Consider the following 23,772-nt stretch of genomic DNA (forward strand, 5'->3'; position numbering starts at 1 on the left):
GTGACCTCGCCGAGAGGTCGGGCTTCTGCAATTGGTTCTGAACCGTTACGGTCAATCCATGGCGCGGTCAACACATGTGCGACGCCCGGCGACCCTCGCGTCGCTGGCGGCGGAACTGGGGGTATCCCGGACCACCGTGTCCAACGCGTACAACCGGCCTGACCAGCTCTCACCCGAGCTGCGCAGGCGGGTCCTGGAGACCGCGCGGCGGCTGGGTTACCCCGGTCCCGACCCGGTCGCCCGGTCGCTGCGCACCCGCAAGGCCGGGGCGGTCGGACTGCTGCTCACAGAGAACCTCTCCTACGCGTTCCGCGACCCCGCGGCCCTCGGTTTCCTGGAGGGTCTGGCGCTGGCGTGCGAGGGCGCGGGGCAGGGTCTGCACCTGGTCCCGGTGAACCCGGAGCGCGAGGACGTGGCCGCGGTGCACCGGGCGGGCGTGGACGGTTTCGTCGTCTACTCGGTCCCCGACGACGACCCGCACCTGGCGGCGGTCCTGTCGCGACCGGTGCCGACCGTGGTCGCCGACCAGCCGCACGTCGAGGGCGTCGACCGGGTCGGCATCGACGACCGGGCCGCGATCACCGCGCTGGCCAAGCGCCTCATCTCACTGGGCCACCGCCGCGTCGGCGTGCTGTGCATGCGCCTGACCCGCGACCGCAACGACGGCTTCGTCACCACCGAACGCGCCGAGACGGCGACGTTCCACGTCCAGCGCGCCCGCCTCGCCGGGCTCACCGACGCCTTCGGCGCGGTCGGCGTCGACTGGGGCCGGGTGCCCGTGGTGGAGCGCTTCGACCACAGCGTCGCCAGCGGCGCGTCGGCCGCGGCGCAACTGCTGGACGCGGACCCGCACGTCACCGCGCTGATCTGCACCTCGGACATCCTCGCCCTCGGCGCACTGGCCGAGGCCCGCCGCCGCGGCCTGCGCGTCCCCCAGGACCTGACCGTCACCGGCTTCGACGGCATCGCCGACGCCGACCGCGTCGGCCTCACCACCGTCCGCCAGCCCGTCCTGGAAAAGGGCCGAGCCGCGGGCAAACTCTTACTGGCCTCCGTCGACCCGACCCGCCCCCGCGAGATCACCCTCAACACGGAGCTGGTCCCCGGCTCAACCGCCGCCCCACCCCGCACCGCGGAAGAACGCTGGTTCGGCCCTTAACCGTCCCAGCTCCACCGCAATCCCACCTGCCCGGGGACAGTTGTCCACAGCCACCCTCCCCCACAGGTGCGGCTTCCGCTCGCCCTTTCCCACGTCCCACACCACCCACAACGCGCATCGACCTGTCCACAAGCGACCCGCAGGCCCTCACCCGTGTCGGAGCGGCGGGGTCAGGGGTTGATGGTGAAGGGCAGTGGTGGGCTCAGGAGGGTGCCGAGGCGGGCGGTGAGGGTGTAGGGGCCGGGTTGGACCGTGGTGCGTCGGGTGGGGCAGCCGGGGGCTGAGGTTCGGCCTGCCCATTTGACCTCGAAGGTGGTGCGGGCCCCTGGGGCGAGGATGGTGGGCTCGGCGCCGTCGGAGGGGGTGCAGTCGTTGCTGGACCAGAGGCGGGTGGGGCCGGTGGTGATGAGCAGTTCGCGCTGGGCTCGGCCGATGTCGCGGGTGCAGGGGGCCGGGCCGGTGTTGGTGATGACCACGCGGAGTTCGGGGCGGGAGCCGGGGCGGAACGCGGGTGGGTCCATCTCGGCGGCGACGGCGATGACGGTGTCCGCGCACGGGAGGTTGGGGTCTGGCGGCGGGGCGACCGGCGGGGCGGGGGCAGCGGGGGGTGACACAGACACCGAGGCAGACGCGGTAGCCGAGGCGGAGGCGGACACCGAGGCAGCGACGGAGGTCGTGGGCGGGGCGCTCGACGGGGCGGTGGCGAGGCCGAGTGGGCCGAGGCCGTCGTCGTCGCCGAGGAAGCCGGTGATGATCCAGGTCAGCAGCAGCACCGCCACGACCGCCGCGCCGACCGCGATGACCCGGCGGCGCAGGTAGACCGAGCGCGGGAGCGGTTCGTCGGTTTCGATCATCCCGGGGACGGTAACGCCGGTCAGGTGTCATCCCGTTCGGACACTCCTGCCCTATCGGGCGATGTCGCGCACGCTGGAAGACACGATCAGTGAGGTTTCTCAAAGTCCCTTGTCTGGCAACTGGGAAACGAGTTCCAATGGGTGGCCTGGAATGTCCGGATCCGGAGGTTGCCGTGACCGCCATCGACGACCTGCTGCAACGCCACATCGACGGGCCCGACCACGGGGCCCCCGAGGTGCCAACGCCCGTGCCCGGGCTGCACCTGGCGATCGTGACCTGCATGGACGCCCGCATCAAGGTGTTCGACGTGTTCGGCCTGCGCCACGGCGAGGCGCACATCATGCGCAACGCGGGCGGGATCGTCACCGACGACGTGGTGCGGTCGCTGTCGATCAGCCAGCGCAAGCTGCAGACCCGCGAGGTCATCGTCATGCAGCACACCTCGTGCGGCCTGTCGACCTTCACCGACGACGAGTTCCGCGAGGAGCTCGAGGCCGACACCGGCCTGCGCCCGACCTGGGCGGTCGAGGCGTTCCGCGAGGTCAAGGACTCGGTGCGGCAGTCCGTGGAGCGGGTGCGGCGCAGCCCGTTCATCCCGCACACCGGCACCGTGCGCGGCTTCGTCTACGACGTGAAGACCGCCGCGCTCACCGAGGTGCTGTAACTACACTGCTGCGCGTGATCGACACCCTGCTGGACTGGTTCGACGAGAACGCCCGCGACCTGCCGTGGCGGCACGGCGGCACCACCGGCTGGGGCGTGCTGGTCAGCGAGATCATGTTGCAGCAGACGCCGGTGGCGCGGGTCGAGCCGATCTGGCTGTCGTGGATGGCGCGGTGGCCGGTGCCCTCGGCGCTGGCCGCGGAGACCCAGGGCGAGGTCGTGCGGGCCTGGGGCAAGCTGGGCTACCCGAGGCGCGCGCTGCGGTTGCACGCCGCGGCCGGGGTGATCGCCGACGAGCACGGCGACGTCGTCCCGTCCGATGTGGACACCTTGCTCGCCCTGCCCGGCATCGGCGCGTACACCGCCCGCGCGGTCGCCGCTTTCGCCTACGGCCAGCGCTGCCCGGTCGTCGACACGAACGTCCGCCGGGTCGTCGCGCGCGCGGTCAACGGCGCGGGTGACGCGGGGCCGCCCTCGACCACCAGGGACCTGGCCGAGACCGAGGTGCTGCTCCCGAAGCAGCCTGCGCGCGCGGCGAAGGCGTCAGCCGCGTTGATGGAGTTGGGCGCTGTCGTGTGCACCGCCAGGTCGCCGAAGTGCGTGGACTGCCCCGTCATCGCCGACTGCGCGTGGGTGCTGGCCGGTCGACCGGCCTACGACGGCCCGGCGAAGGCGGTGCAGCGGTTCGCCGGTACCGACCGCCAGGTCCGCGGCCTGCTGCTCGACGTCCTGCGCGGCAGTGCCGAGCCCGCTGCGAAGACCAAGCTGGACGTGGTGTGGAGCGACGCGGGCCAGCGCGACCGGTGCCTGGACTCGCTGCTGGTCGACGGCCTGGTCGAGCAGACCTCGGACGGCCGGTTCGCCCTGCCCGGCGAGCACCGCTGACCCGGGTGGGAGGCTGAGCGCATGGCACAGGGAGTCGTGGTCCTGTTCGACGAGCGCGCCAACGCGGCCCTCGCCCGGCTGCTCGACCGGCTCGACACGGCCGGGGTCCCCGGTGCGCGCCGGTTCCCGCCGCACGTCACCTTCGCCATGGCCTCGGACATCCCCGCCAGGACGCGCGCCGCGCTGAAGGCGGACCTGCGGGTGCTGTCGATCCCGAACCTGTGGCTCTACACGCTGTCCGCGTTCTCCCACACCGAGAACGTGCTCATGCTCGGCGCGGTCGTGGACACCGAGTTGCTTGCCGTGCACTCCGCCGTGCACGACGTGTTGGCGGGCAAGGTGAAGAACCCCAACAGCTACTACCTGCCCGGCTCGTGGGTGCCGCATTGCACGCTCGCGCACGGCATGGCCGACGAGCAGACCGCGGTCGCGTTCCGCGCTCTATTCCCCGTCGAGCCGGTGGAGGCCAGGGTCGCGCGGGTCGCGATCCTGGACACGGCCACCGGTGACCTGGACGTCCTCGTCTAGGACCCAGGACAGGAACGCCTCCACCGCGCCCTGGAACGCCCTCGGCGCGGACTCGTGCACCAGGTGCCCGGCCCCCTCGACCACGAGGTGCGTCCCACCCACCCGCCGCGCGATCTCCGCCTGCTGCCCGGCGGGCATGACCGTGTGCTCGGCCTCGACCACCAGCACCGGGCAGCGGACGCGGTCGACGAGGTCCCAGTACGCCCGCTCGCCCCACTCGGCGGCGATGTCGAACAGCTCGTGCGGCGCCGCGACCAGGTGGTACCCGTCGGCGCGCTCCTCGACGCACTCGCTGAAGTAGTCGGCGGCCGGGCCGAAGAACTCGCGCACGTGCCGCAGCGACGGGAACGGCACCGGCCAGGCGTCGAACAGGGCGCGCCAGTCGTCCACGGTGCGCCCGCGCAGGTCGACGCCGACGTCCTCGACCACGAGCGCCCGCACCAGGTCGGGGTGCTCGGCGGCCAGCGCGATGCCGTGCAGCCCGCCCATCGAGTGTCCGATCACGACAGCGGGCTCCCCCAGGCCCGCCACCAGTTCGGCCGCGTCGGCGACGAAGTCCGGCGTGCGCCACCGCCCACCCCGGTGCGGGTTGCGGCCGTGCCCGCGGGCGTCGGCGCCGACGACCCGGCCGTGCCGGGTGAGCCACGGCGCGACCGACCACCAGGTGGACGCGCGGCCCATGAGGGCGTGCAGCAGCAGGACCGGCGGGCCGTCGCCGCCGAAGGTGACCACGTGGGGCCCGCTCATGGGTGTGAGTCTGCCCGAGCGGTCCCCGCGGGCCCCGGGGACGGGCCATGATGGGGGTATCCCCCTGGAGCTTTGGAGTCGCAGTGGTCCGTGCCCGAGTTGTCTGCGTGGTGCTCGTCGCGAGCGCGTTCGCGGCGTGCAGCACCCCCGCTCGGCAACCGGAGCCTGCGCGCCCGGAGCCGTCGGAGCAGGCCAAGGTGCCCGGCGCGGCGGGCATCGGCGACCCGTACTACCCGGACGACGGCAACGGCGGCTACGACGTCACCGGCTACGACGTGGCGATCAGCTACGAGCCGATCACCAAGAGGCTCGAGGGCGACACCACGGTCGTCGCGGTGGCGGATGCCGTGCTGACCAGGTTCAACCTCGACCTCACCGGCTACGACGTGTCCGCCGTGGAGATCGACGGCGCGGCGGCGAGGTTCACCAGGGAGGGTGAGCACGAGCTGGTGATCACGCCTGCCACGGCGGTCGCGGCGGGGGCGGTGTTCCGCACGAGGGTCACCTACGCGGGCATGCCCAAGATCGAGAAGGACACCGCGCTGGGGGTCAGCGGCTGGCAGATCGCGAAGTCCGGCGGCGCGTTCGTCGCCGGTGAGCCGCACTCGGCGTCGAGCTGGTACCCGGTGAACGACCACCCGCTGGACAAGGCCACCTTCCGGCTGACAGCGCGGGTGCCGCAGGGCTGGTCGGTGATCTCCAACGGCCGGGAGGAGTCCACCAGGACCGAGGGCGGCTGGACCACGTCCACCTGGGTCGAGCCGAACCGGATCGCCCCGTACCTGACCACCGTCGGCATCGACAAGTGGACCTTCGACCGGTCGGCGCTGCCCGACGGCACCCCGGTCGTCGACGCGTACGCGCCGGGCGTGGTGGACAAGCGGTTCGTCGAGACGCGGCTGCCCGAGGTGCTGGCGTTCCTGGCGGGCAAGTTCGGGCCGTACCCGCAGAGCGCGGCAGGCGGGATCTTCCTCAACGAGAGCATCTCGTTCTCGCTGGAGACCCAGACCCGGCCGATCTACGCGAAGTGGGCCGGGGTCGACGTCGTCGTGCACGAGCAGGCCCACCAGTGGTTCGGCGACAGCGTGTCCCTGGAGCGCTGGTCGGACGTGTGCCTCAACGAGTGCTTCGCCTCGTACGCGCAGTGGCTGTGGGACGAGGAGAAGAACCGCATCGACCTCGACCAACTCTACCGCACCACGGTGGCCCGCAAGACCGACTCGTACTGGGACCGCAAGCTCGTCGACATGGGTCCCGGCAACGAGTTCACCGCGGTCTACGACAAGGGGCAGCTCGCGGTGCACGCGCTGCGCAGGAAGCTGGGCGAGGAGAAGTTCGACACCCTGCTCAAGCGCTGGACCAGCACGCACCGCGACGGCAACGCCTCGTGGGCCGACTTCGAGGCGATGGTCGACGAGGTCGCTGGCGCCGACCTGGGCGGGTTCCTGGACGCCTGGTTCCGCCAGGCGGGCAAACCGGGCGACGACGACCTCTACCCGGGGAGCCTGCGCAAGTAGGCTGTCGGCATGGCAGTCGTGAAGATCAACGCGATCGAGGTCCCCGAGGGCGCGGGCCCCGAACTGGAGAAGCGCTTCGCCGCCCGGCTCGGTGCCGTCGACGGCGAGCCCGGCTTCCTCGGCTTCGAGCTCCTGCGCCCCACCGGCGACGGCGAGACCAGGTACTTCGTCTACACCCGCTGGGAGTCCGAGGAGCACTTCCAGGCGTGGATGGGCGGTTCGGCCAAGGAGGCGCACGCTGGCGAGCGGGCCAAGCCGGTCGGCAGCGGGTCGAGCCTGCTGGAGTTCGAGGTCGTGCAGTCGGCAGGCCCGAAGGGTGACGCCTGAGCCCGACGGCGCCTGATCTCGACCGCGCCGCCGAGGCCATCGGCACGGCGGGCGCGGTGCTGGTGTGCGCGGGCGCGGGCATGGGGGTCGACTCCGGCCTCCCCGACTTCCGCGGCACCGAGGGCTTCTGGCGCGCGTACCCGCCGTACCACCGGCTCGGCCTGCGCTTCGAGGAACTGGCCGACCCGGTCCACTTCACCGAGGACCCCGAGCTGGCCTGGGGCTTCTACGGCCACCGGCTCGACCTGTACCGGACGACGGTGCCGCACGCGGGTTTCCAGGTGCTCCTCGACTGGGGCGCCCGGGTGTTCACGTCCAATGTGGACGGCCAGTTCCAGCTCGCGGGCTGCACCGATGTCGCCGAGGTGCACGGGTCGATCCACCACCTCCAGTGCACCCTGCCCTGCCGCAGCGAGGTGTGGGCGGCGGAGGTGGACGTGGAGATCGACCCGGAGTCCATGCGCGCGGTGGGACCCCTGCCGTCGTGCCCGACGTGCGGGGCGCTGGCCCGGCCCAACATCCTGATGTTCGGCGACTCCTGGTGGGTACCGCACCGCAGCCAGTCCGCTGTGGACTCGCTGGCCCGCTGGCGGCGGTCGGTTCGGGACCTGGCGGTGGTGGAAATCGGCGCCGGACAAGCAGTCCCGACCGTCCGCCGGTACGCGGAACTGGCCAGCGCGGCGTCCGGGCGGTTGATCCGAATCAACCCCCGCGAGCCGGAAATCCGCCACGGCAGGGGGATCTCACTCCCGATGCCCGCGGCGGAGGCCCTCGCCGAGATCCGTTCCCGGCTTACCACGTGACCAGACAGGGCGAACTCGCGCCTTGAGCGCAGCGGCGCAGGAACTGGCGAGCACTGTGCAGCCGGTACCTGTGCCGTTGCGTCGTCCGGGCGGGATTCGCTTGGACACCAGGCCGCGGCGCCGAACTGGGCGGGGCGCCTCGGTGGTGACGCGGCCGATGAACCCGGCACCAGCCGGCGCCCTACGGTTCGACCGGGCCTTATCGACGTTGCGCCGGACGCAGTCGATGTCTCGGACCTCTGCCGATACCGAGGGTAGGCGCCCCTTCGCCCGCCCGTGGAGTCTCAGAGGGTTGTTCAGGGAATTGCCTATCCGAGTCTTGTGTGACCCTTGATTGTGTGGGTGGCGGCTTGTTTGAGAGAACTCGGCTACCACGCCAACACTAATAGGTAAACGGACCGCTGACCTGTGTCATGCCACCGGCCTGCGTTGGGATCAGGTAACCGATCTCTGTGCGATCATTCACCGGGGGACAGTGGACCCCGCACTCGGGCAACACCGCACGACCGGGCTCGACGTCCAGGTCGCCCGCACACTTGATGGCCGGTTGGCGTGGGTATCGGATCCCTTACCCGGCAACTGGCACGACACTCGTTGTCTGGCCGAGTCGGGTGTCCTCGACAGGGATGTGTCTCAGTGGATCGGAGACAATGCCCATGTCGGGATGGGGATCCTCACCCCGATCCGCACACCCGCGCGCCGCGAGTTGGTGCGATGGGAGAGGAACCTCAAATATGAACACAACTCGATCGCTTCCGTGTCGAACACGCCATCGCCAACCTCACGACCTGGCGCATACTCCACACCGACTACCGGAGACCATTCACCACCTTCGCCACAACCATCATCGCCGTCCTCGGCCCACAGTTCTACCGCCATGCCTGAATAACCCTCTCACTCCCCATGTTCGCCGAGATCCGTTCCCGGCTTACTACGTGAAACGGCGCGGCAGGGTTGTCCCTGCCGCGCCGTTCTCGGTTGGTGGTGCTCAGCCGACGCGCCTGCGGTAGGCACGCAGGGCCAGGGGGAAGAAGACCGCGGCGATGCCGATTGCCCAGAGGAAGGCCCAGCCCGCGTTGGCGACCCAGTCGCCGCCGAGGAGTAGGCCGCGGGCGGCGTTGGCGAGGTGGGTGACCGGGTTGATGTCGACCCACACCTGGAGCCAGCCGGGCAGCGAGTCCGACGGGACGAAGACGTTGCTGCCGAAGGTCAGCGGGAAGATGAAGGCGACCAGGGTGCCCGGGACGGCCTGCGGGCTCTTGACCAGCATGCCGACGAACACCGACACCCAGCACAGGCACAGCCCGAACGCGATCAGCAGCGCGATCGCGATGAGGAAGCGGCCCGGGTCGGTCTGCACCCGGAAGCCCATGATGACCGCGACCACGAGCAGCACGGTCAGCGTGACCACGAACCGCACGATGTCGCCGAGCACCGCGCCGATCAGGGGTGCCGATCGGGCGATCGGCATGCTGCGGAACCGGTCGAACACGCCCTTGGTGATGTCGGCGTTGAGCGCCATGCCGGTGCCGAGGCTGGCGAAGGCGATGTTCTGCACCATCAGGCCGGGCAGCAGGACCTGCAGGTACGCGTCGGTGCTGCCCTGGATGGCGCCGCCGAACAGGTAGACGAACAGCAGCAGGAAGATGATCGGCTGGAGCGTCACGTCCAGCAGCGACTCGGGGTTCTTGCGGACCTTGGTGACGGCGCGGCCCGCGAGGGTGAACCCGTGGCGCAGCGCGCTGCCGGGGCTGACGTGGGTGATGGGGGCGGTCGCGGTGGTCATGCCAGGCTCCCTTCGGGGACCGGAGTGGTGGGGGTGGTGCGGCCGGTGAGGGTCAGGAAGACGTCGTCGAGGCTGGGCAGGCGCAGCCCGATCTCGTCGGCGGTGATGCCCGCCTCGTCGAGCCTGCGCACGACGCTGGAGAGCAGCAGCGGGTTGTCGACCGGGGTGGACAGCAGGCCGGCGTCGGCGTTGACCAGCGGCTCGATGCCGGTCAGCTCGCGCAGGATCGTCGCGATCGCCTGCGTGTCGGCGGCCACTGTCGGGCGGACCTGCAGGCTCTGGCCACCGGTGCGGCGCTTGAGCTCGTACGGGGTGCCCGCGGCGATGACCTTGCCGTGGTCGATGACGGTGATGAGGTCGGCGAGCTGGTCGGCCTCCTCCAGGTACTGCGTGGTGAGCAGCACGGTCACCCCGTCGTCGACCAGGCCGCGCACGGTCGCCCACACCTCGTTGCGGCTGTGCGGGTCCAGGCCGGTGGTGGGTTCGTCCAAGTACAGGACCTGCGGGCGACCGACCAGGCTCGCGGCCAGGTCGGCGCGCCTGCGCATGCCACCGGAGTAGGTCTTGACCGACCGGCTCGCGGCGTCGGACAGCTCGAACTTGGCCAGCAGCTCGGCCGACCTGGCCTTGGCGTCGGCCTTGGACAGGCCGAGCAGCTTGCCGATCAGCACCAGGTTCTCGGTGCCGGACAGGTCCTCGTCGACCGAGGCGTACTGCCCGGTCAGGCCGATGATCCCCCGCACCGCGGTGGCCTGGGTGGCCACGTCGTACCCGGCGACGCGCGCCCACCCCTCGTCAGCGCGCAACAACGTTGCCAGCACCCGGACCGCGGTGGTCTTACCGGCGCCGTTAGGACCAAGGACCCCCAGGACCTTGCCTGGCGGTACCGCGAGGTTGACCCCGTCCAGGGCCACGGTGTCGCCGAAGCGCTTGACCAGCCCCTCGGCCTCGATCGCGTAGGACATGTTCGCCCCCTCCTTCTCGTTCGAACCTAGAGTCGCCCCCCGCGCTGTCAAACCGAGCACAGGACACTGTCAGCGGTTGACAACGCTGTCCGGACTTCTCAGGCATCCTGGGTGCATGACGGCGCACCAGACCGAGGACTTGGCGGTCCCCACCGACGAGGACCCGACCGCGCCACCCCGCCGCCGACGCCGCCGCGGGGTCACGTTCTTCCTGTCCCTGCTGGTCGCGCCGCTGATCGCGGTGTCGGTGATGCGCCTGGGCGGCATCGACGGCAACAACCTGACCGCCATCACCCTGGCGCTGACCCCGTACATCGCCGGGTACGGCCTGCTGGTCACGCTGCTCGCCCTGGCCCTGCGCCGGAAGGTCCTCACCGCGGTGGCGCTGGTGCTGACGCTGTCACTCGGCGTGCTGCTCATCCCCCGACTGCTGGCTGACGGCGACCCGATCCCGCAGGGCCAGCGGGTGCGGCTGATGAGCGCGAACCTGATGATCGGCCGCGGCGACCCGAACGTCCTGGTGTCACTGGTCCGTGACGCGAAGGTGGACGTCCTGACGCTGCAAGAGCTGACTCCTGCCGCACTCAGCAAGCTCGACGCGGCCGGGCTCGGCGACCTCTTGCCCTACCGGGCGGTGCAGCCGGTACCGGGCGGAGAGGGCGGAGGGATCCTGTCCCGCATTCCGTTGCGGCAGATCTCCCTGGTCGAGAACACCCAATTCGAGAACGTCGCCGCCGTCGTCGACCTGTCCGGCCCAGTCGACATCGAGGTCGTCACCATCCACATCGTGCCGCCAACGACCAACGACACGGCCCGCAAGACCTGGCAACGCGAACTCGCCAGCCTGCCCGGACCCGACTCTTACGGCCGACCGCGGGTGCTGGCAGGTGACTTCAACGCCACTCTTGACCACCACGCCTTCACCGGCCTCCTGGACCGCGGCTACAACGACGCCGCCGAACTCGCAGGCGAGGGCATGCGACCCACCTGGTCCTCCAAGTCACCCCCCAGCCCCCCGGTGACCATCGACCACATCGTCCTGGACCGCCGCATCGGCGCCCCCTCGGTCGCCGTCTACGACCTGCCTGGCAGCGACCACAACGCGGTATTCGCCGAACTGGCCCTCCCCCGGTAGATCCGCCCTGTCCGCGCCGTCTTTGTCCACTATGGACACGATGCGGGGGTGCTATGGCGTGGGTGGCTTGGTGCCGAGGGCTTGGTGCAGTTCGACCAGGGCAGCCGAGCGGTCCAGGGCCAAGCCCGCGGCGTAGGTGGTCGTGAAGGGGTCTGGGCCGAGGGCTTCCGCGAGGCGGGCGCGGAGGTCCACCAGTTCCGGGTTGCCCAGGTCGGGGGCGCCGCGGATCACCTCGGCCAGGGCGAGCATGCGGGTGGCCAAGTCGGGGGTGCCTTGGGCCAGCAGGGTTTGGGCGGCGAGTTCGGCGATGGTGCCGATGATGGGCATGTCGCCGATGTCGGAGATGGCGGTGAGGGCGGTGGTGAGGTGGGTCAGTGCCGTGTCCGGGTCGTGTTCGGCCAGGGCGATCTGGGCGGCCAGGCCGCTGTAGAGGGCGTGCCAGTGGTGGTTGTGGTTGCCGTCGGCGTCGCGGAGGGCTTGGCCTCGGGCCATCAGGGACTTGGCCTCGGGGAGGTCGCCGCGCAGGCGGACGACGGCGGCGAGCCAGGCGTACAGCAGGGCCTGGTTCTCGTGGGTGCTCGACGACGCGGCCAGGTCGAGGGCGCGGCGCAGGTCGGCCTCGGCACCGACCAGGTCACCGGCGCGGCCGCGTTGCAGGCCGAGCCTGCCCAGCGCCCCCGGCATCTCGTCGATCGCCCCCAGCTCCGTCACCAGCCGCACCGACTCCTCGTTGGCCAGCACCGCGCCCGCGTGGTCACCGCGCATCGACCGCCGGTCCGACACCTGCCCGATCGCGATCGCCTGCCCCCAGCGGTCACCCAGGGCGCGGAACGCCGCCAACGCGCGCTCACCGCTGTCCTCCGCCTCGGCCAGCGCGCCCCGGTTGTCGTGCAGGAAAGCCGCCGCGAGCAGCGACAGGGCCCGCGCCCACGGGTCGGGGTGCTTGTCGCCGCGTTCGAGCCCGGCGATCGCGTCGTCGACATCGCCCGCGAACGCGGCCAGCATCGGCTCCATCATCACCATGATCGGGTAGTGCGCCATCGCGTCGGTGGCGACCAGCTCGGCCCGCAGCTCCCGGATCACGTCCTTGTCGGGAACACCGGCGGCCTCGACGAACGTGGCCATCGAGCGCAGCGTGGCCCTGGCGTGCGGCGGCGCGTCACCCGGCATCGCGGCCACCTCGGTGACCAGCGTCAGCGCCTCCCGGTGGTGGCCGCTGATCATCCAGAACCAGCCCGCGGTGACCGCCAGCCGGTGCGCCAGGTCCGCGTCCCCCATGGCGATCGCGTACCGCAGCGCGGCGAGCAGGTTCTCGTGGTCGGCGGTGACCCTGGCCAGCCACCGAACCTGGTCAGAACCGCGCAGCCGCGGTTCGGCCTCCACGAGGTAGGACAAGAAGTAGCGGCACAACATCTCCCGCGCGCGGTCGGTCTCCCCCAACTCGGTGAGCCGCTCGGCCGCGTACGCGCGCACGGTCTCCAGCATCCGGTACCGCACCTGGCCGTCACGGCCGGCGTCGGCGACCACAATGGACTTCTCGACCAGCGCGGCCAGCACGTAGACCACGTCGTCGGCGGGCAGCAGGTCGTCATCGGCGGCGACGGCGGCGACGGACTCGGCGAGCGCGGCGACCGGGAACACCGACAGCCGGGCCGCGAGCACCCGCTCCGGTTTCTCCAGCAGGTCCCAGCTCCACTCGACGACCGCGCGCAGCGTCCGGTGCCTGGGCAGCGAGGTGCGACTACCGCCGGTGAGCAGCCGGAACCGGTCGTGCAGGCGTTCGGCGATCTGGCCGACCGTCATCGACCGCAGCCGCGCCGCCGCGAGCTCCAACGCCAGCGGTAGCCCGTCGAGGCCGCGGCAGATCTCGGCCACCACACGAGCGTTGTCCTCTTCCAGCCGGAACCCCGGTGACGCGGAGGTGGCGCGGTCAGCGAACAACCGGACAGCGTCGGCCTTGGTCACCTCGTCCGGCAGCGCTGTCTCCCCCGGTAGACCCAACGGGCCGAGTGGGTAGGCGGCCTCACCGGTGATCGCCAGCGGTTCACGGCTAGTGGCCAACACCCGCAGCCGCGGGCACCTGGCCAACAACGCGTCTGCCAGCGCCGCGGCCGCCTCGATGAGGTGCTCGCAGTTGTCGAGGACCAGCAGGCTGCGCTGGCTGCCGAGCACCTCGACCAACCGGTCCAGCGCGGTACCGGTCCTCGGCGCCGGGTGGGTCTCGATGAGCCGTGACTCCCGGATCCCCAGGGCGGCCAACGCCGCCGCGGTCACGTCGTCGGCCGCCCGGACCCCGGCCAGCTCGACGAACCACGACACGCCGTCCTGCTCGGCAACGACCTCCCTGGACAGCCGGGTCTTGCCAGCACCGCCGGGGCCCAGCAGGGTGACCAGCCTGGTGGAGTCCAGCAGCCTGGTCACCTCGGCGAGCTCGACCTGCCGCCCCACGAAGCTGGTCAACGACGCCGTGACCACCTTGGCCGGGGCGGGCGCGATCTCGCCGCGCAGCACCGAGACGTGCAGCTCCCGCAGCTCGGGCGACGGCTCGACCCCCAGCTCATCGGCCAGCACCCGGCGCGCCTGCTCGTAGACCGCCAGCGCCTCGGCCTGCCGACCGGCCAGGAACAACGCCTTCACCAGCAACGCCGCGGGCCGCTCCCGCAACGGGTGCTCGGCCACCAGCGTCGTCAACTCGGCGATGACCTCGCCGTGCCCGCCATCGCGGATCGCCGCATCGATGCGGTCCTCACGGGCGCCGACCCGCAACTCCTCCAGCCGCGCCACAACGGCACCGGCGAACGGTGCGTCCGCCAAGCCCGCCAGCGCGGGTCCCGCCCACAGCTCCTCAGCCGACGCGAGCACCCTGGCCGCCTCGGCGTACCTCTCCTCGCGCAGCGCGGCCCGCCCGGTGGCCACCAGCCGCTCGAACCGGTGCACGTCGACCTGGTCGGCGGCGATCGCCAACCGGTACCCAGCCGGGTGCGACTCGACCAGTCCGTCCGCCCCTGCCTTGAGCCCCCGCCGCAGCCGCGACACCAGGGACTGCAACGCGTTGGTCGCGTCTGCGGGAGGGTCGTCGCCCCACAGGCCCGAGACCAGCTCGGACACCGACACCACCCGACCGGCGTCCAACGCCAACCGGGCCACCAGCACCCGCAACCGGGTCCCGCCCACCGCGACCGCCGCCCCGTCCTCCCCGACGAGGCGCAGCGGGCCGAGCAACGACACCTGCACGACTACAGCTTCCCAGATCAGCGGTACCGGTTTTCGCAAGGCACGGCCGATCCCGTTGCCCGGCCGCCGATCGGGGCGGTTTGTCGCTATCCGCCCCGCGACCCGACAGCGGCGGAGACGCCAGTGGGCGGCTCCCCGAGGGGAACCGCCCACTGTGGTGGCGCTGGCTAGGAGATCACTCGCCTGCCGCGGCGTCGGAGTCCCCGGAAGCGGAGAGCTCGACGGGCAGCGAGTCCGGCACCCGGGTGGGCTTGGGCTCGCCGCGGAAGACGAAGTGGGCCTTGTCGGCGCTGCCCTCTTCGCCGTCCCAGCCCTCGACGTCGGTCAGGATGATGTGACCGGGCGCGATCTCGCCGAAGAGGATCTTCTCGGAGAGCTGGTCCTCGATCTCGCGCTGGATGGTGCGGCGCAGCGGGCGGGCACCGAGCACCGGGTCGAACCCGCGCTTGGCGAGCAGCTTCTTCGCCTTGTCGGTGAGCTCGAGGGCCATGTCCTTGTTCCGCAGCTGCGCCTCGACGCGGGCGATCATGAGGTCGACCATGGTGATGATCTGCGCCTCGTTGAGCTGGTGGAACACGATGATGTCGTCGATGCGGTTGAGGAACTCCGGGCGGAAGTGCTTCTTCAGCTCGTCGTTGACCTTGTTCTTCATCCGCTCGTAGTTCGAGCCGGTGTCGGTGCCGGAGGTGAAGCCGAGGCCGACCGCCTTCGAGATGTCCTGGGTGCCCAGGTTGGAGGTGAAGATGATCACGGTGTTCTTGAAGTCCACCGTGCGGCCCTGGCCATCGGTCAGGCGGCCGTCCTCCAGCACCTGCAGGAGGGTGTTGTAGACCTCCTGGTGCGCCTTCTCGATCTCGTCGAACAGCACCACCGAGAACGGCTTGCGGCGCACCTTCTCGGTGAGCTGGCCGCCCTCCTCGTAGCCGACGTACCCGGGGGGCGCGCCGAAGAGCCGCGAGGCGGTGTAGCGGTCGTGGAACTCGCCCATGTCGATCTGGATGAGCGCGTCGTCCTCGCCGAACAGGAAGTTCGCCAGCGCCTTCGACAGCTCGGTCTTACCGACACCGGACGGACCGGCGAAGATGAACGAGCCCGACGGGCGCTTCGGGTCCTTCAGGCCAGCGCGGGTGCGGCGGATCGCCTGCGAGACCGCCTTGACGGCGTCCTCCTGGCCGATGATGCGCTTGTGGAGCTCGTCCTCCATGCGCAGCAGCCGGGAGGTCTCCTCCTCGGTCAGCTTGAACACCGGGATGCCGGTCCAGTTGGCCAGCACCTCCGCGATCTGCTCGTCGTCGACCTCGGCGACGACGTCGAGGTCGCCGTCCTTCCACTGCTTCTCCCGCTCGGCCTTCTGCGAGAGCAGCTGCTTCTCGTTGTCGCGCAGCTTCGCGGCCCGCTCGAAGTCCTGCGCGTCGATCGCCGATTCCTTCTCCCGACGGACGTCGGCGATCTTCTCGTCGAACTCGCGCAGGTCCGGCGGCGCGGTCATCCGGCGGATGCGCATCCGCGCGCCTGCCTCGTCGATCAGGTCGATCGCCTTGTCCGGCAGGAACCGGTCGTTGATGTAGCGGTCGGCCAGCGTGGCGGCGGCGACCAGGGCGGCGTCGGTGATGGTCACCCGGTGGTGCGCCTCGTAGCGGTCGCGCAGGCCCTTGAGGATCTCGATGGTGTGCTCGAGGGAGGGCTCGCCGACCTGGATCGGCTGGAAGCGCCGCTCGAGCGCCGGGTCCTTCTCGACGTACTTGCGGTACTCGTCGAGGGTGGTGGCGCCGATGGTCTGCAGCTCACCGCGGGCCAGCATGGGCTTGAGGATGGAGGCGGCGTCGATCGCGCCCTCGGCAGCACCCGCGCCGACGAGGGTGTGGATCTCGTCGATGAACAGGATGATGTCGCCGCGGGTCTTGATCTCCTTGAGCACCTTCTTCAGGCGCTCCTCGAAGTCACCGCGGTAGCGCGAGCCCGCGACCAGGGACCCCAGGTCCAGGGTGTAGAGCTGCTTGTCCTTGAGCGTCTCGGGCACCTCGCCCTTGACCACCATCTGGGCGAGGCCCTCGACGACGGCGGTCTTGCCGACGCCGGGCTCGCCGATCAGCACGGGGTTGTTCTTGGTGCGCCGCGACAGCACCTGCATCACCCGTTCGATCTCCTTGGTGCGCCCGATGACCGGGTCCAGCTTGCCCTCGCGCGCCGAGGCGGTGAGGTTGCGGCCGAACTGGTCGAGCACCAGGGACGACGAGGGGGTGCCCTCGCTGCGGCCGCCGGTCTCGGTGGACTCCTTGCCGCCCTGCGAGTACCCGGACAGCAGCTGCAGGACCTGCTGGCGGACGCGGTTGAGGTCCGCGCCGAGCTTCACCAGTACCTGCGCCGCGACACCCTCGCCCTCGCGGATCAGACCGAGCAGGATGTGCTCGGTGCCGATGTAGTTGTGGCCGAGCTGCAGGGCCTCACGCAGGGACAGCTCCAGGACCTTCTTGGCCCGCGGCGTGAACGGGATGTGACCGGACGGCGCGTGCTGCCCCTGCCCGATGATCTCCTCGACCTGCTGCCGCACGCCCTCCAGGGCGATGCCAAGCGACTCAAGAGCCTTGGCTGCGACGCCCTCGCCCTCGTGGATCAACCCGAGCAGGATGTGCTCGGTGCCGATGTAGTTGTGGTTGAGCATCCTGGCCTCTTCTTGAGCCAGGACGACCACCCGCCTCGCGCGGTCGGTGAACCTCTCGAACATTCGCCACTCCCTGACAGCTGCGCCGGCGGCCCTTGTCCACGTCCTGCACGTGGAGTCAGCACCGTGAGACCACTGTAGTAGGCCCGACCCCGGCCTTCAGTGCCACTCGCGGCCGGTGCCCAGCTCTGCCGATCCCCTTCTCGTCTACCCAACGTGCGGGTGCCCGGGTGGATTCCGCAAGACGTGGCGTGTCCGCTGAGCGCGAACAAGACCACCCGCCCAGGTGGGGCAGCTTCCTGCCAGGCGCCGGACGGACACCGGGACCACCAGGTAAGGTAAGGCATGCCTCACTAGCGGAAGGCCCAGGAAGGGGACGACCGTGCGGAGTAACCTGAGCCTCCGTTGGGCGGATGCCCGCCCGGGACGTGGCACGCGATGACCGCGGGCTACCGGACCACCGTAGCCGCGCGCGGTCGGCACGGCTTCCTGGCGGATTCACTCGCTCGGGTCAACCCGCGCCAGTCCCGCGCGGAGCTGCGGTTCGGCCTCCCCGAGTCCACCGACCGCTGGGTGGGCTGCGACGAGTTCCTGCGCACCCCCGGCGCCTTCGACCAGTGGCGCGACGGCCTGGGCGGCTGGCTGCGCGACAAGTACGCGGATTCGCCCGATCGGACCACCGCGGGCTACGTGATGACCTGGTACCTGTGGGTCCCCGGCTACCTGGCCGGGCTGCTGTTCCACCACGAGCGCCGCATCCCGTCGCTGCGCCCGGCCGACCTGGCGTTCCGGATGGCCGAGCCGCGTCCGCACCCGGACTCGATCGCCGTGCTCTCGCCGCGCTTCGTCTGCCTGCCCGACGACCCGGCCGCAGGCGTGCCGGAGGCCACCGTGGTGCCCGACGAGCAGGCGCTGGCGGCGCTGCTGCGGGGCCGGTTCGCCGCGCACGCCGCGCGCTTCGTCGAGGTGTACGGGCCGCAGGTGCGGTTGGGCAAGCGGATGCTGTGGGCCGCGGCGACCGACGTGCTGGACAGCTCCCTGTGGCTGGCGGGCCGCTACGGCGGCGCGGAGGACAACGGCGTGCTCGACGCGGCGCTGGTGCTCGGCGACGGCCCCGCGCCGTTCACCTCGGGCTCGACCCTGCGCCCCGCGCCCGACAGCAGCGGCTGGACCAGGCGGCGCGAGAGCTGCTGTTTCCACTACCTGCTCGCCGAGGGCCAGGGGACCTGTGAGTCCTGCCCGCGGCTGCGGCGCAAAGCGGAACCGGCGTAGCGCAAAGGCGAAAGGTCCCCGGTCGAGACGATTCCCGGTGATTCAGCACTGGGAATCACCGGGAACGCACTGAATTCCGGCCCGCGCTAACAAACGATCACCAGAAGCGCAAGAGGCTGCCGTCCCCTTCGGGCGGCAGCCTCTTATGCGCGGGTGGCCTCAAGCCTGCTCGTTGTAAGCGTCGAGAACCTCGGTCGGGATTCGGCCGCGGTCGGACACCTTCATGCCCTGCTTGCGCGCCCACTCCCGAATGGCTTGGTTCTGCTCCCGATCCGCGGTCGCTGTGCGCGGTCGACCGGTCACCTTGCCGGGTACGCGCTTGCGACCACCGGAACGGCGGGCGTGCTCGACGAAGTCGGCGAGTATGTCGCGCAACTTCTCCGCGTTGTCGGAGGAGAGGTCGATCTGGTAGGCCGCGCCGTCGAGACCGAACTCGACGGTCTCCTCGCCCGTCGACCCGTCGAGATCGTCGACCAGCGAAACCGTGACCTTCTGCACCATCGCGCCTCCTCCGGCGTGGAACTGCCTGCTCCCGCCGGGTGTCACGCCCGGCGAACGCGGCGGAGCACCCGGTGGCGGTGCACCGACTCGACGGTGAGCAACAGCGACTGGGAGAAATACTTGCCGGGGGCAGGCTAGCGCAAATCCAGCGGATTGCGTTAGTGCCTGATACCCGAACGGGTCATTCCGGGCGGACCAGCGGGAACAGGATCGTCTCCCGGATGCCGAGACCGGTGAGCGCCATCAACAGGCGATCAACACCCATTCCCACCCCACCCGAGGGTGGCATTCCGTACTCCAGCGCGCGCAGAAAGTCCTCATCGACGCGCATCGCCTCGTCATCACCGGCAGCACCGAGTCGGGACTGATCCTCCAGCCGTTCCCGTTCCACCACCGGGTCCACCAGTTCGGAGTAACCGGTGGCGAGCTCGAAACCGCGCACGTACAGATCCCACTTTTCCGCGACACCCGGCTCGGTGCGGTGCTGGCGGGTCAGCGGCGAGGTCTCCACCGGGAAATCCCGCACGAACGTCGGTGCGTACAGGTGGTTGCCGACGAGGTGTTCCCACAGTTCCTCGACGAGCTTGCCGTGCCCGTACTTCGGGTCGACCTCGAGCTCGCGGTCCGCGGCGTGCTTGCGCAGCAGCTCGACCGGGGTCTGCGGGGTGATCTCGGTGCCGAGCGCCTCCGACAGCGAGCCGTACATGGTCAGCGTGGTCCACTCGCCGGACAGGTCGTACTCGGAGCCGTCGGCGAGGGTGACGACCTGCGTGCCGAACGCGGCGTCGGCGGCCTCCTGCACCAGCTGGCGGGTCATCACCGCGTTGGTGTCGTAGGTGGCGTACGCCTCGTAGTACTCCAGCATCGCGAACTCGGGCGAGTGCGACGAGTCGCTGCCCTCGTTGCGGAAGTTGCGGTTGATCTCGAAGACCTTCTCCAGGCCGCCGACCACGCACCGCTTGAGGTACAGCTCGGGGGCGATGCGCAGGAACAGGTCCATGTCCATCGCGTTGGAGCGGGTGACGAACGGGCGGGCGGTGGCGCCACCGTGCATGGTCTGCAACATCGGGGTCTCGACCTCGACGAACCCGCGGCCGTGGAAGCTCTCGCGCAGCGACCGGACCACCGCGGCGCGGCTGCGCACGGTGTCGCGGGCGCGCGGGCGCAGGATCAGGTCGACGTAGCGCTGCCGGATCCGGGTCTCCTCGGCCAGGTCCTTGTGCGCGACCGGCAGCGGGCGCAGCGCCTTCGCCGCGAGCTGCCACCCGTCGGCCAGCACGGACAGCTCGCCGCGGCGGGAGGTGATGACCTCACCGGCGATGAACACGTGGTCGCCGAGGTCGACATCGCCCTTCCACGCCGCCAGCGCGTCCTCGCCGACGTTGTTGAGGCTCAGCATGGCCTGCAACTCGGTGCCGTCGCCCTCGCGCAGCGTCGCGAAGCACAGCTTGCCGGTGTTGCGGATGAACATCACCCGGCCGGTGACACCCACCTTGTCCCCGGTCGCGGTGTCCGACGGGAGGTCCGGGTAGGCGGCCCGCACCTCGGCCAGCGAGTGCGTGCGGGGCAGCTCGACGGGGTACGGGTCGACGCCACCGGCGAGCAGCCGCGCGCGCTTGTCGCGGCGGACGCGCATCTGTTCGGGCAGGTCTTCGCCGGTAGCGGGGTCCGTTGGCAGCTCGTCGGTCACGCAGGGAAGGGTACGGAGAGCGCCGATGGCGACCCAAACGGGTATCCACACCCGCTGTGGCTACGGTTGCCCCATGCACGATCCCGAGTTGTTCGCCAAGCGCGCCGCGTCGTTCGGGAGCAACGCGGTCGCCTACGCCCGGCACCGACCGCGTTACCCGGACGCGGCCGTCGAGTGGGTCGTCGGCGACCGCACCCGCGTCCTGGACCTGGCGGCGGGCACCGGCAAGCTCACCGAGACGCTGCTGGAGTTCGCCCTCGAGGTCACCGCCGTCGAGCCGGACGACCAGATGCGCGCCGAACTCACCCGCCTGCTGCCCGACGTCCCCGCGCTCAAGGGCACCGCCGAACACATCCCCGCCCCCGACGCCTCGTTCGACGTGGTCATCACCGGCCAGGCGTTCCACTGGTTCAACAACCCCGAAGCCCTCACCGAGATCACCCGAGTCCTCCGCCCCGGCGGCGTCTTCGGCGCCCTGTGGAACTACGACGACACCTCAGTGCCGTGGCTCGCCGAACTCAACGAACTGACCCGCTCCAGCGTCGGCGACCTCCAGGGGCTCGACGAGCACACGCCTCGGCACGCGCTGCTGGGAGAGGCCGAGGAGCAGACCTGGCACCACGCGCAGCGGCGGACGGTGGAGTCGATGCTGGCCAGCTTGGGGACGCACTCGCACCTGCTGGTGATCGACGCGGCGGAGCGGGCGAGGATCTTCGACAAGATCCGGACTTATCTGTGGTCGCGGCCGGAGACCTCACAGGGGGAGTTCGATCGGCCGATCATCACCACGGGGGTGCGGGCCGTTCGGGTTTGACGGACGGTCTTAGTCCCTATCCGGCCCTCACAGGCGTTGGCCAACCACGCGCCCCCGAACAACGTTGGCCAAACACGCGCTCCTCACGGTCGTTGGCCCAACCGCGCCCCTAAACATCGTTGGCCACCACGCGCTCCTCGGAGTCGCTGGTGCCAAGCCGGCTCGATGGGGCGGACTTGTTTTGTGTGGGGGAGCAGTACCCGTAGCGTCGTCCACGCGGCAGGGCCTGCTTTTGGGCCCCTGCTTTGCGGTTCTGCCACGGGTGCTGTCGGGGCCCCGCGCAAAACAAGTTCGCCGCATCGAGCAAAGCTCGAAACTCGCGCCCCTACGCAATGCCGAAGGCGAGCCGTCGATCGTCGACGCCGCAGGCGAGACCGAGAGCCACAGAACCCCAGCTCAAGATCCAACGGCCGTGGGGGCTGCCTGGCGAGTTGTCCACAGGGGCTGGGTCGGTTGGGGTGTTCTGTCGGCGGCTCTCGGTAGGCTGTATATCGGGGGCTGCTTTGAGCGGTTTGATCTTGAGCTGAGGGGTGTCCGGCTCTCGCGCTCGGCTTCGCCATCGACGACCACGCCTCGCCTGCGGCATTGGCCCAAGCGCGATTTACGAGCCAAGCTCGATGCGGTGGACTTGTTTTGCGTGGGGCCCCGACACCAGCCGTGGCAGGACCGCAAAGCAGGGGCCGAAGAGCATGGCCCTGTCCGCGAACGACGCTACGACTGGTGCTCCCCCACACAAAACAAGTCCACCCCATCGAGCCGGCCTGGCACCAGCGGATCCGAGGAGCGGTTTCGGGCCAACGTCGTAGAAGGGCACGTGGGGGCCGACGACCGAGAAGGGCACGTTCGGACCAGCGGATCCGAGGAGCGCGTGGCTGGCCAACGTCTGTGAGGGCCGGGTGTGGGCCAACGTTGTTCGGGGGCGCGTGGTTGGCCAACGATTGTGAGGGCCGAGTGGGTTGGAGGCTGGTGTTAGCGGCGGTTGCGGTCGTAGACCAGGCGGAGGCCCAGGAGGGTGAGGTTGGGGAGGTGGTGGTTGATGGTTTCGGCTTCATCGACCACCAGAGGGGCCAAACCGCCGGTGGCGATTACGGTTACTGGGCCTGTGTGGCCGGTGCGGGTGAGTTCGGCGGTGATGCGGTGGACGAGACCGTCCACTTGGCCTGCGAAGCCGTACATGATGCCGGATTGCAGGCACTCCACCGTGTTCTTGCCGATCACCGAGCGCGGGCGGACCATTTCGACTTTGCGGAGGGCGGCGGCTCGGGCGGCTAGGGCGTCGACGGAGATTTCGATTCCCGGCATGAAGACGCCGCCGAGGAATTCGCCTTTGGCGGAGATCACGTCGATGTTGGTGGAGGTGCCGAAGTCGACCACGACGCAGGCGGTGCTGTGCAGGTGGTGGGCGGCGAGGGTGTTGATGATCCGGTCGGCGCCCACCTCCTTGGGGTTGTCGACCAGCAGCGGGACGCCGGTGCGGACGCCGGGTTCGACGATCACGCGGTGCACGCGCGGGTAGTAGGCGCTGAGCATGGCCCGGAGTTCGCGCAGGACGGCGGGCACGGTCGAGAGCGCCGAGACGCCGGTGATCTGGTCGGCGTGCGGGCCGAGGAGGCCGCGGGTGGTCAGCGCGAGTTCGTCGGCGGTCATCCTGGCGTCGGTGCGCATCCGCCAGTCCCGCACCAGCTCGTCGCCGTCGTGCACGCCGAGCGCGATGTTGGTGTTGCCGACGTCGATCGTGAGCAGCACGTCAGCTCTCGGCGGCGAGCAGGGCGTCGAGCTTGGCCGCGTCCACGGTCTCGGCGGGCGGCTCGGCCGTCGCGGCGCCGCTGAGCAGGCCGGAGTCGGCCGGAGCGTGCGCGGCGTCGGCGCCGAGGTGCACGACCCGGTTGTCGGCGTCGACGAAGACGACCCTGGGCTCGTAGGCGGCGGCCTCCGCGGTGTCCATCACGCCGTAGGCGATCAGGATGACCAGGTCGCCGGGGTGCACCAGGTGCGCGGCGGCCCCGTTGATGCCGATCACCCCGCTGCCCCGCTCGCCCTCGATGACGTAGGTCTCCAGGCGGGCGCCGTTGGTGACGTCGACGATGGCGACCTTCTCGCCCGGCAGCAGGTCGGCCGCCTCCAGCAGCACCGGGTCGACGGTGACCGAGCCGACGTAGTGCAGGTCGGCCTGGGTGACGGTGGCCCGGTGGATCTTGGACTTGAGCATCGTGCGCAACATCGCGGACC

The 23,772-nt window shown here is 70.4% G+C and carries 21 protein-coding genes; 11 read left to right on the plus strand and 10 right to left on the minus strand.

Annotated features, from left to right (window positions below):
- Nucleotides 1–58: 58 nt before the first annotated feature.
- A complete protein-coding gene (locus CLV68_RS01465; RefSeq protein WP_121388836.1) occupies nt 59–1,159 on the plus strand; it encodes a LacI family DNA-binding transcriptional regulator in 1,101 nt (366 codons plus the stop codon).
- Nucleotides 1,160–1,329: 170 nt separating this feature from the next.
- Here CLV68_RS01465 and CLV68_RS35565 read toward each other — a convergent pair whose 3' ends face one another.
- Nucleotides 1,330–2,013, minus strand: coding sequence for a hypothetical protein (locus tag CLV68_RS35565; RefSeq protein ID WP_121388837.1), 684 nt, complete (start codon nt 2,011–2,013; stop codon nt 1,330–1,332).
- A 173-nt stretch (nt 2,014–2,186) separates the two neighbouring features.
- On the opposite strand from CLV68_RS35565, the gene CLV68_RS01475 reads away from it, so the two are divergent.
- Genes CLV68_RS01475 through CLV68_RS01485 form a run of 3 tightly spaced genes read left to right on the plus strand, consistent with a single transcriptional unit; the run spans nt 2,187 to nt 4,090 of the window.
- Nucleotides 2,187–2,678 carry a beta-class carbonic anhydrase gene (locus CLV68_RS01475; protein ID WP_121388838.1) on the plus strand — a complete coding sequence of 164 codons (492 nt, stop codon included), beginning with the start codon at nt 2,187–2,189 and terminating at the stop codon, nt 2,676–2,678.
- 14 nt (nt 2,679–2,692) lie between these two features.
- Entirely contained in the window at nt 2,693–3,562 is an 870-nt protein-coding gene (locus CLV68_RS01480) for an HhH-GPD family protein (protein ID WP_170224028.1), read from the plus strand.
- A 21-nt stretch (nt 3,563–3,583) separates the two neighbouring features.
- Nucleotides 3,584–4,090: a 2'-5' RNA ligase family protein gene (locus CLV68_RS01485; protein ID WP_121388839.1), complete on the plus strand. Its 507-nt coding sequence runs from the start codon at nt 3,584–3,586 to the stop codon at nt 4,088–4,090.
- On the opposite strand, the gene CLV68_RS01490 is transcribed toward CLV68_RS01485, so the two are convergent.
- The gene (locus tag CLV68_RS01490) at nt 4,004–4,837 is read right to left on the minus strand and encodes an alpha/beta fold hydrolase (RefSeq protein WP_121388840.1); all 834 of its coding nucleotides are present in this window, start codon (nt 4,835–4,837) and stop codon (nt 4,004–4,006) included. The two genes, CLV68_RS01485 and CLV68_RS01490, sit on opposite strands and share 87 nt — an antisense overlap.
- A gap of 83 nt (nt 4,838–4,920) precedes the next feature.
- Between CLV68_RS01490 and CLV68_RS01495 the strand changes: the two genes are divergently transcribed.
- From CLV68_RS01495 to CLV68_RS35935, 4 genes are all read left to right on the plus strand, one after another.
- Nucleotides 4,921–6,354 carry a M1 family metallopeptidase gene (locus CLV68_RS01495; RefSeq protein ID WP_246009621.1) on the plus strand — a complete coding sequence of 478 codons (1,434 nt, stop codon included), beginning with the start codon at nt 4,921–4,923 and terminating at the stop codon, nt 6,352–6,354.
- Between the two features lie 9 nt (nt 6,355–6,363).
- Nucleotides 6,364–6,681 (plus strand): antibiotic biosynthesis monooxygenase family protein, encoded by a 318-nt coding sequence (locus CLV68_RS01500; protein WP_121388841.1) that lies wholly within the window; start codon nt 6,364–6,366, stop codon nt 6,679–6,681.
- A gap of 80 nt (nt 6,682–6,761) precedes the next feature.
- Entirely contained in the window at nt 6,762–7,484 is a 723-nt protein-coding gene (locus CLV68_RS01505) for an SIR2 family NAD-dependent protein deacylase (protein ID WP_121390883.1), read from the plus strand.
- A 475-nt stretch (nt 7,485–7,959) separates the two neighbouring features.
- Complete coding sequence (locus CLV68_RS35935) at nt 7,960–8,373, plus strand: transposase family protein (protein WP_170224029.1); 414 nt, start codon at nt 7,960–7,962, stop codon at nt 8,371–8,373.
- 99 nt (nt 8,374–8,472) lie between these two features.
- Here CLV68_RS35935 and CLV68_RS01515 read toward each other — a convergent pair whose 3' ends face one another.
- Nucleotides 8,473–9,270: an ABC transporter permease gene (locus tag CLV68_RS01515; RefSeq protein WP_121388843.1), complete on the minus strand. Its 798-nt coding sequence runs from the start codon at nt 9,268–9,270 to the stop codon at nt 8,473–8,475.
- Nucleotides 9,267–10,235, minus strand: coding sequence for an ATP-binding cassette domain-containing protein (locus CLV68_RS01520; RefSeq protein ID WP_121388844.1), 969 nt, complete (start codon nt 10,233–10,235; stop codon nt 9,267–9,269). The genes CLV68_RS01515 and CLV68_RS01520 overlap by 4 nt, the downstream gene beginning before the upstream one ends.
- Before the next feature lie 115 nt (nt 10,236–10,350).
- Between CLV68_RS01520 and CLV68_RS01525 the strand changes: the two genes are divergently transcribed.
- Nucleotides 10,351–11,370 (plus strand): endonuclease/exonuclease/phosphatase family protein, encoded by a 1,020-nt coding sequence (locus CLV68_RS01525; RefSeq protein ID WP_170224030.1) that lies wholly within the window; start codon nt 10,351–10,353, stop codon nt 11,368–11,370.
- Nucleotides 11,371–11,421: 51 nt separating this feature from the next.
- On the opposite strand, the gene CLV68_RS01530 is transcribed toward CLV68_RS01525, so the two are convergent.
- Together CLV68_RS01530 and CLV68_RS01535 are read right to left on the minus strand one after the other, a co-directional pair.
- On the minus strand, nt 11,422–14,604 hold the full coding sequence (locus CLV68_RS01530; protein WP_170224031.1) for an AfsR/SARP family transcriptional regulator: 3,183 nt from the start codon (nt 14,602–14,604) through the stop codon (nt 11,422–11,424).
- A gap of 175 nt (nt 14,605–14,779) precedes the next feature.
- A complete protein-coding gene (locus CLV68_RS01535; RefSeq protein WP_121388847.1) occupies nt 14,780–17,329 on the minus strand; it encodes an ATP-dependent Clp protease ATP-binding subunit in 2,550 nt (849 codons plus the stop codon).
- A 375-nt stretch (nt 17,330–17,704) separates the two neighbouring features.
- Here CLV68_RS01535 and CLV68_RS01540 point away from each other — a divergent pair, with 375 nt between their 5' ends.
- Nucleotides 17,705–18,538, plus strand: a complete 834-nt coding sequence (locus CLV68_RS01540) for a (2Fe-2S)-binding protein (protein ID WP_121388848.1) — start codon at nt 17,705–17,707, stop codon at nt 18,536–18,538.
- A gap of 159 nt (nt 18,539–18,697) precedes the next feature.
- Here CLV68_RS01540 and CLV68_RS01545 read toward each other — a convergent pair whose 3' ends face one another.
- Both CLV68_RS01545 and lysS read right to left on the minus strand, forming a co-directional pair.
- A complete protein-coding gene (locus tag CLV68_RS01545) occupies nt 18,698–19,039 on the minus strand; it encodes a histone-like nucleoid-structuring protein Lsr2 (protein WP_092779316.1) in 342 nt (113 codons plus the stop codon).
- Nucleotides 19,040–19,220: 181 nt separating this feature from the next.
- Nucleotides 19,221–20,675 carry a lysine--tRNA ligase gene (gene lysS / locus CLV68_RS01550; RefSeq protein WP_121390884.1) on the minus strand — a complete coding sequence of 485 codons (1,455 nt, stop codon included), beginning with the start codon at nt 20,673–20,675 and terminating at the stop codon, nt 19,221–19,223.
- 127 nt (nt 20,676–20,802) lie between these two features.
- Between lysS and CLV68_RS01555 the strand changes: the two genes are divergently transcribed.
- Entirely contained in the window at nt 20,803–21,543 is a 741-nt protein-coding gene (locus CLV68_RS01555) for a class I SAM-dependent methyltransferase (protein WP_121388849.1), read from the plus strand.
- 969 nt (nt 21,544–22,512) lie between these two features.
- On the opposite strand, the gene CLV68_RS01560 is transcribed toward CLV68_RS01555, so the two are convergent.
- Both CLV68_RS01560 and panD read right to left on the minus strand, forming a co-directional pair.
- The gene (locus tag CLV68_RS01560; protein ID WP_121388850.1) at nt 22,513–23,289 is read right to left on the minus strand and encodes a type III pantothenate kinase; all 777 of its coding nucleotides are present in this window, start codon (nt 23,287–23,289) and stop codon (nt 22,513–22,515) included.
- Between the two features lies 1 nt (nt 23,290).
- The gene (gene panD / locus CLV68_RS01565) at nt 23,291–23,764 is read right to left on the minus strand and encodes an aspartate 1-decarboxylase (protein WP_121388851.1); all 474 of its coding nucleotides are present in this window, start codon (nt 23,762–23,764) and stop codon (nt 23,291–23,293) included.
- Nucleotides 23,765–23,772: the final 8 nt, after the last annotated feature.

Origin of the sequence: Actinokineospora cianjurensis (assembly GCF_003663795.1) — a bacterium.
In the GTDB taxonomy this organism is placed as follows: domain Bacteria; phylum Actinomycetota; class Actinomycetes; order Mycobacteriales; family Pseudonocardiaceae; genus Actinokineospora; species Actinokineospora terrae.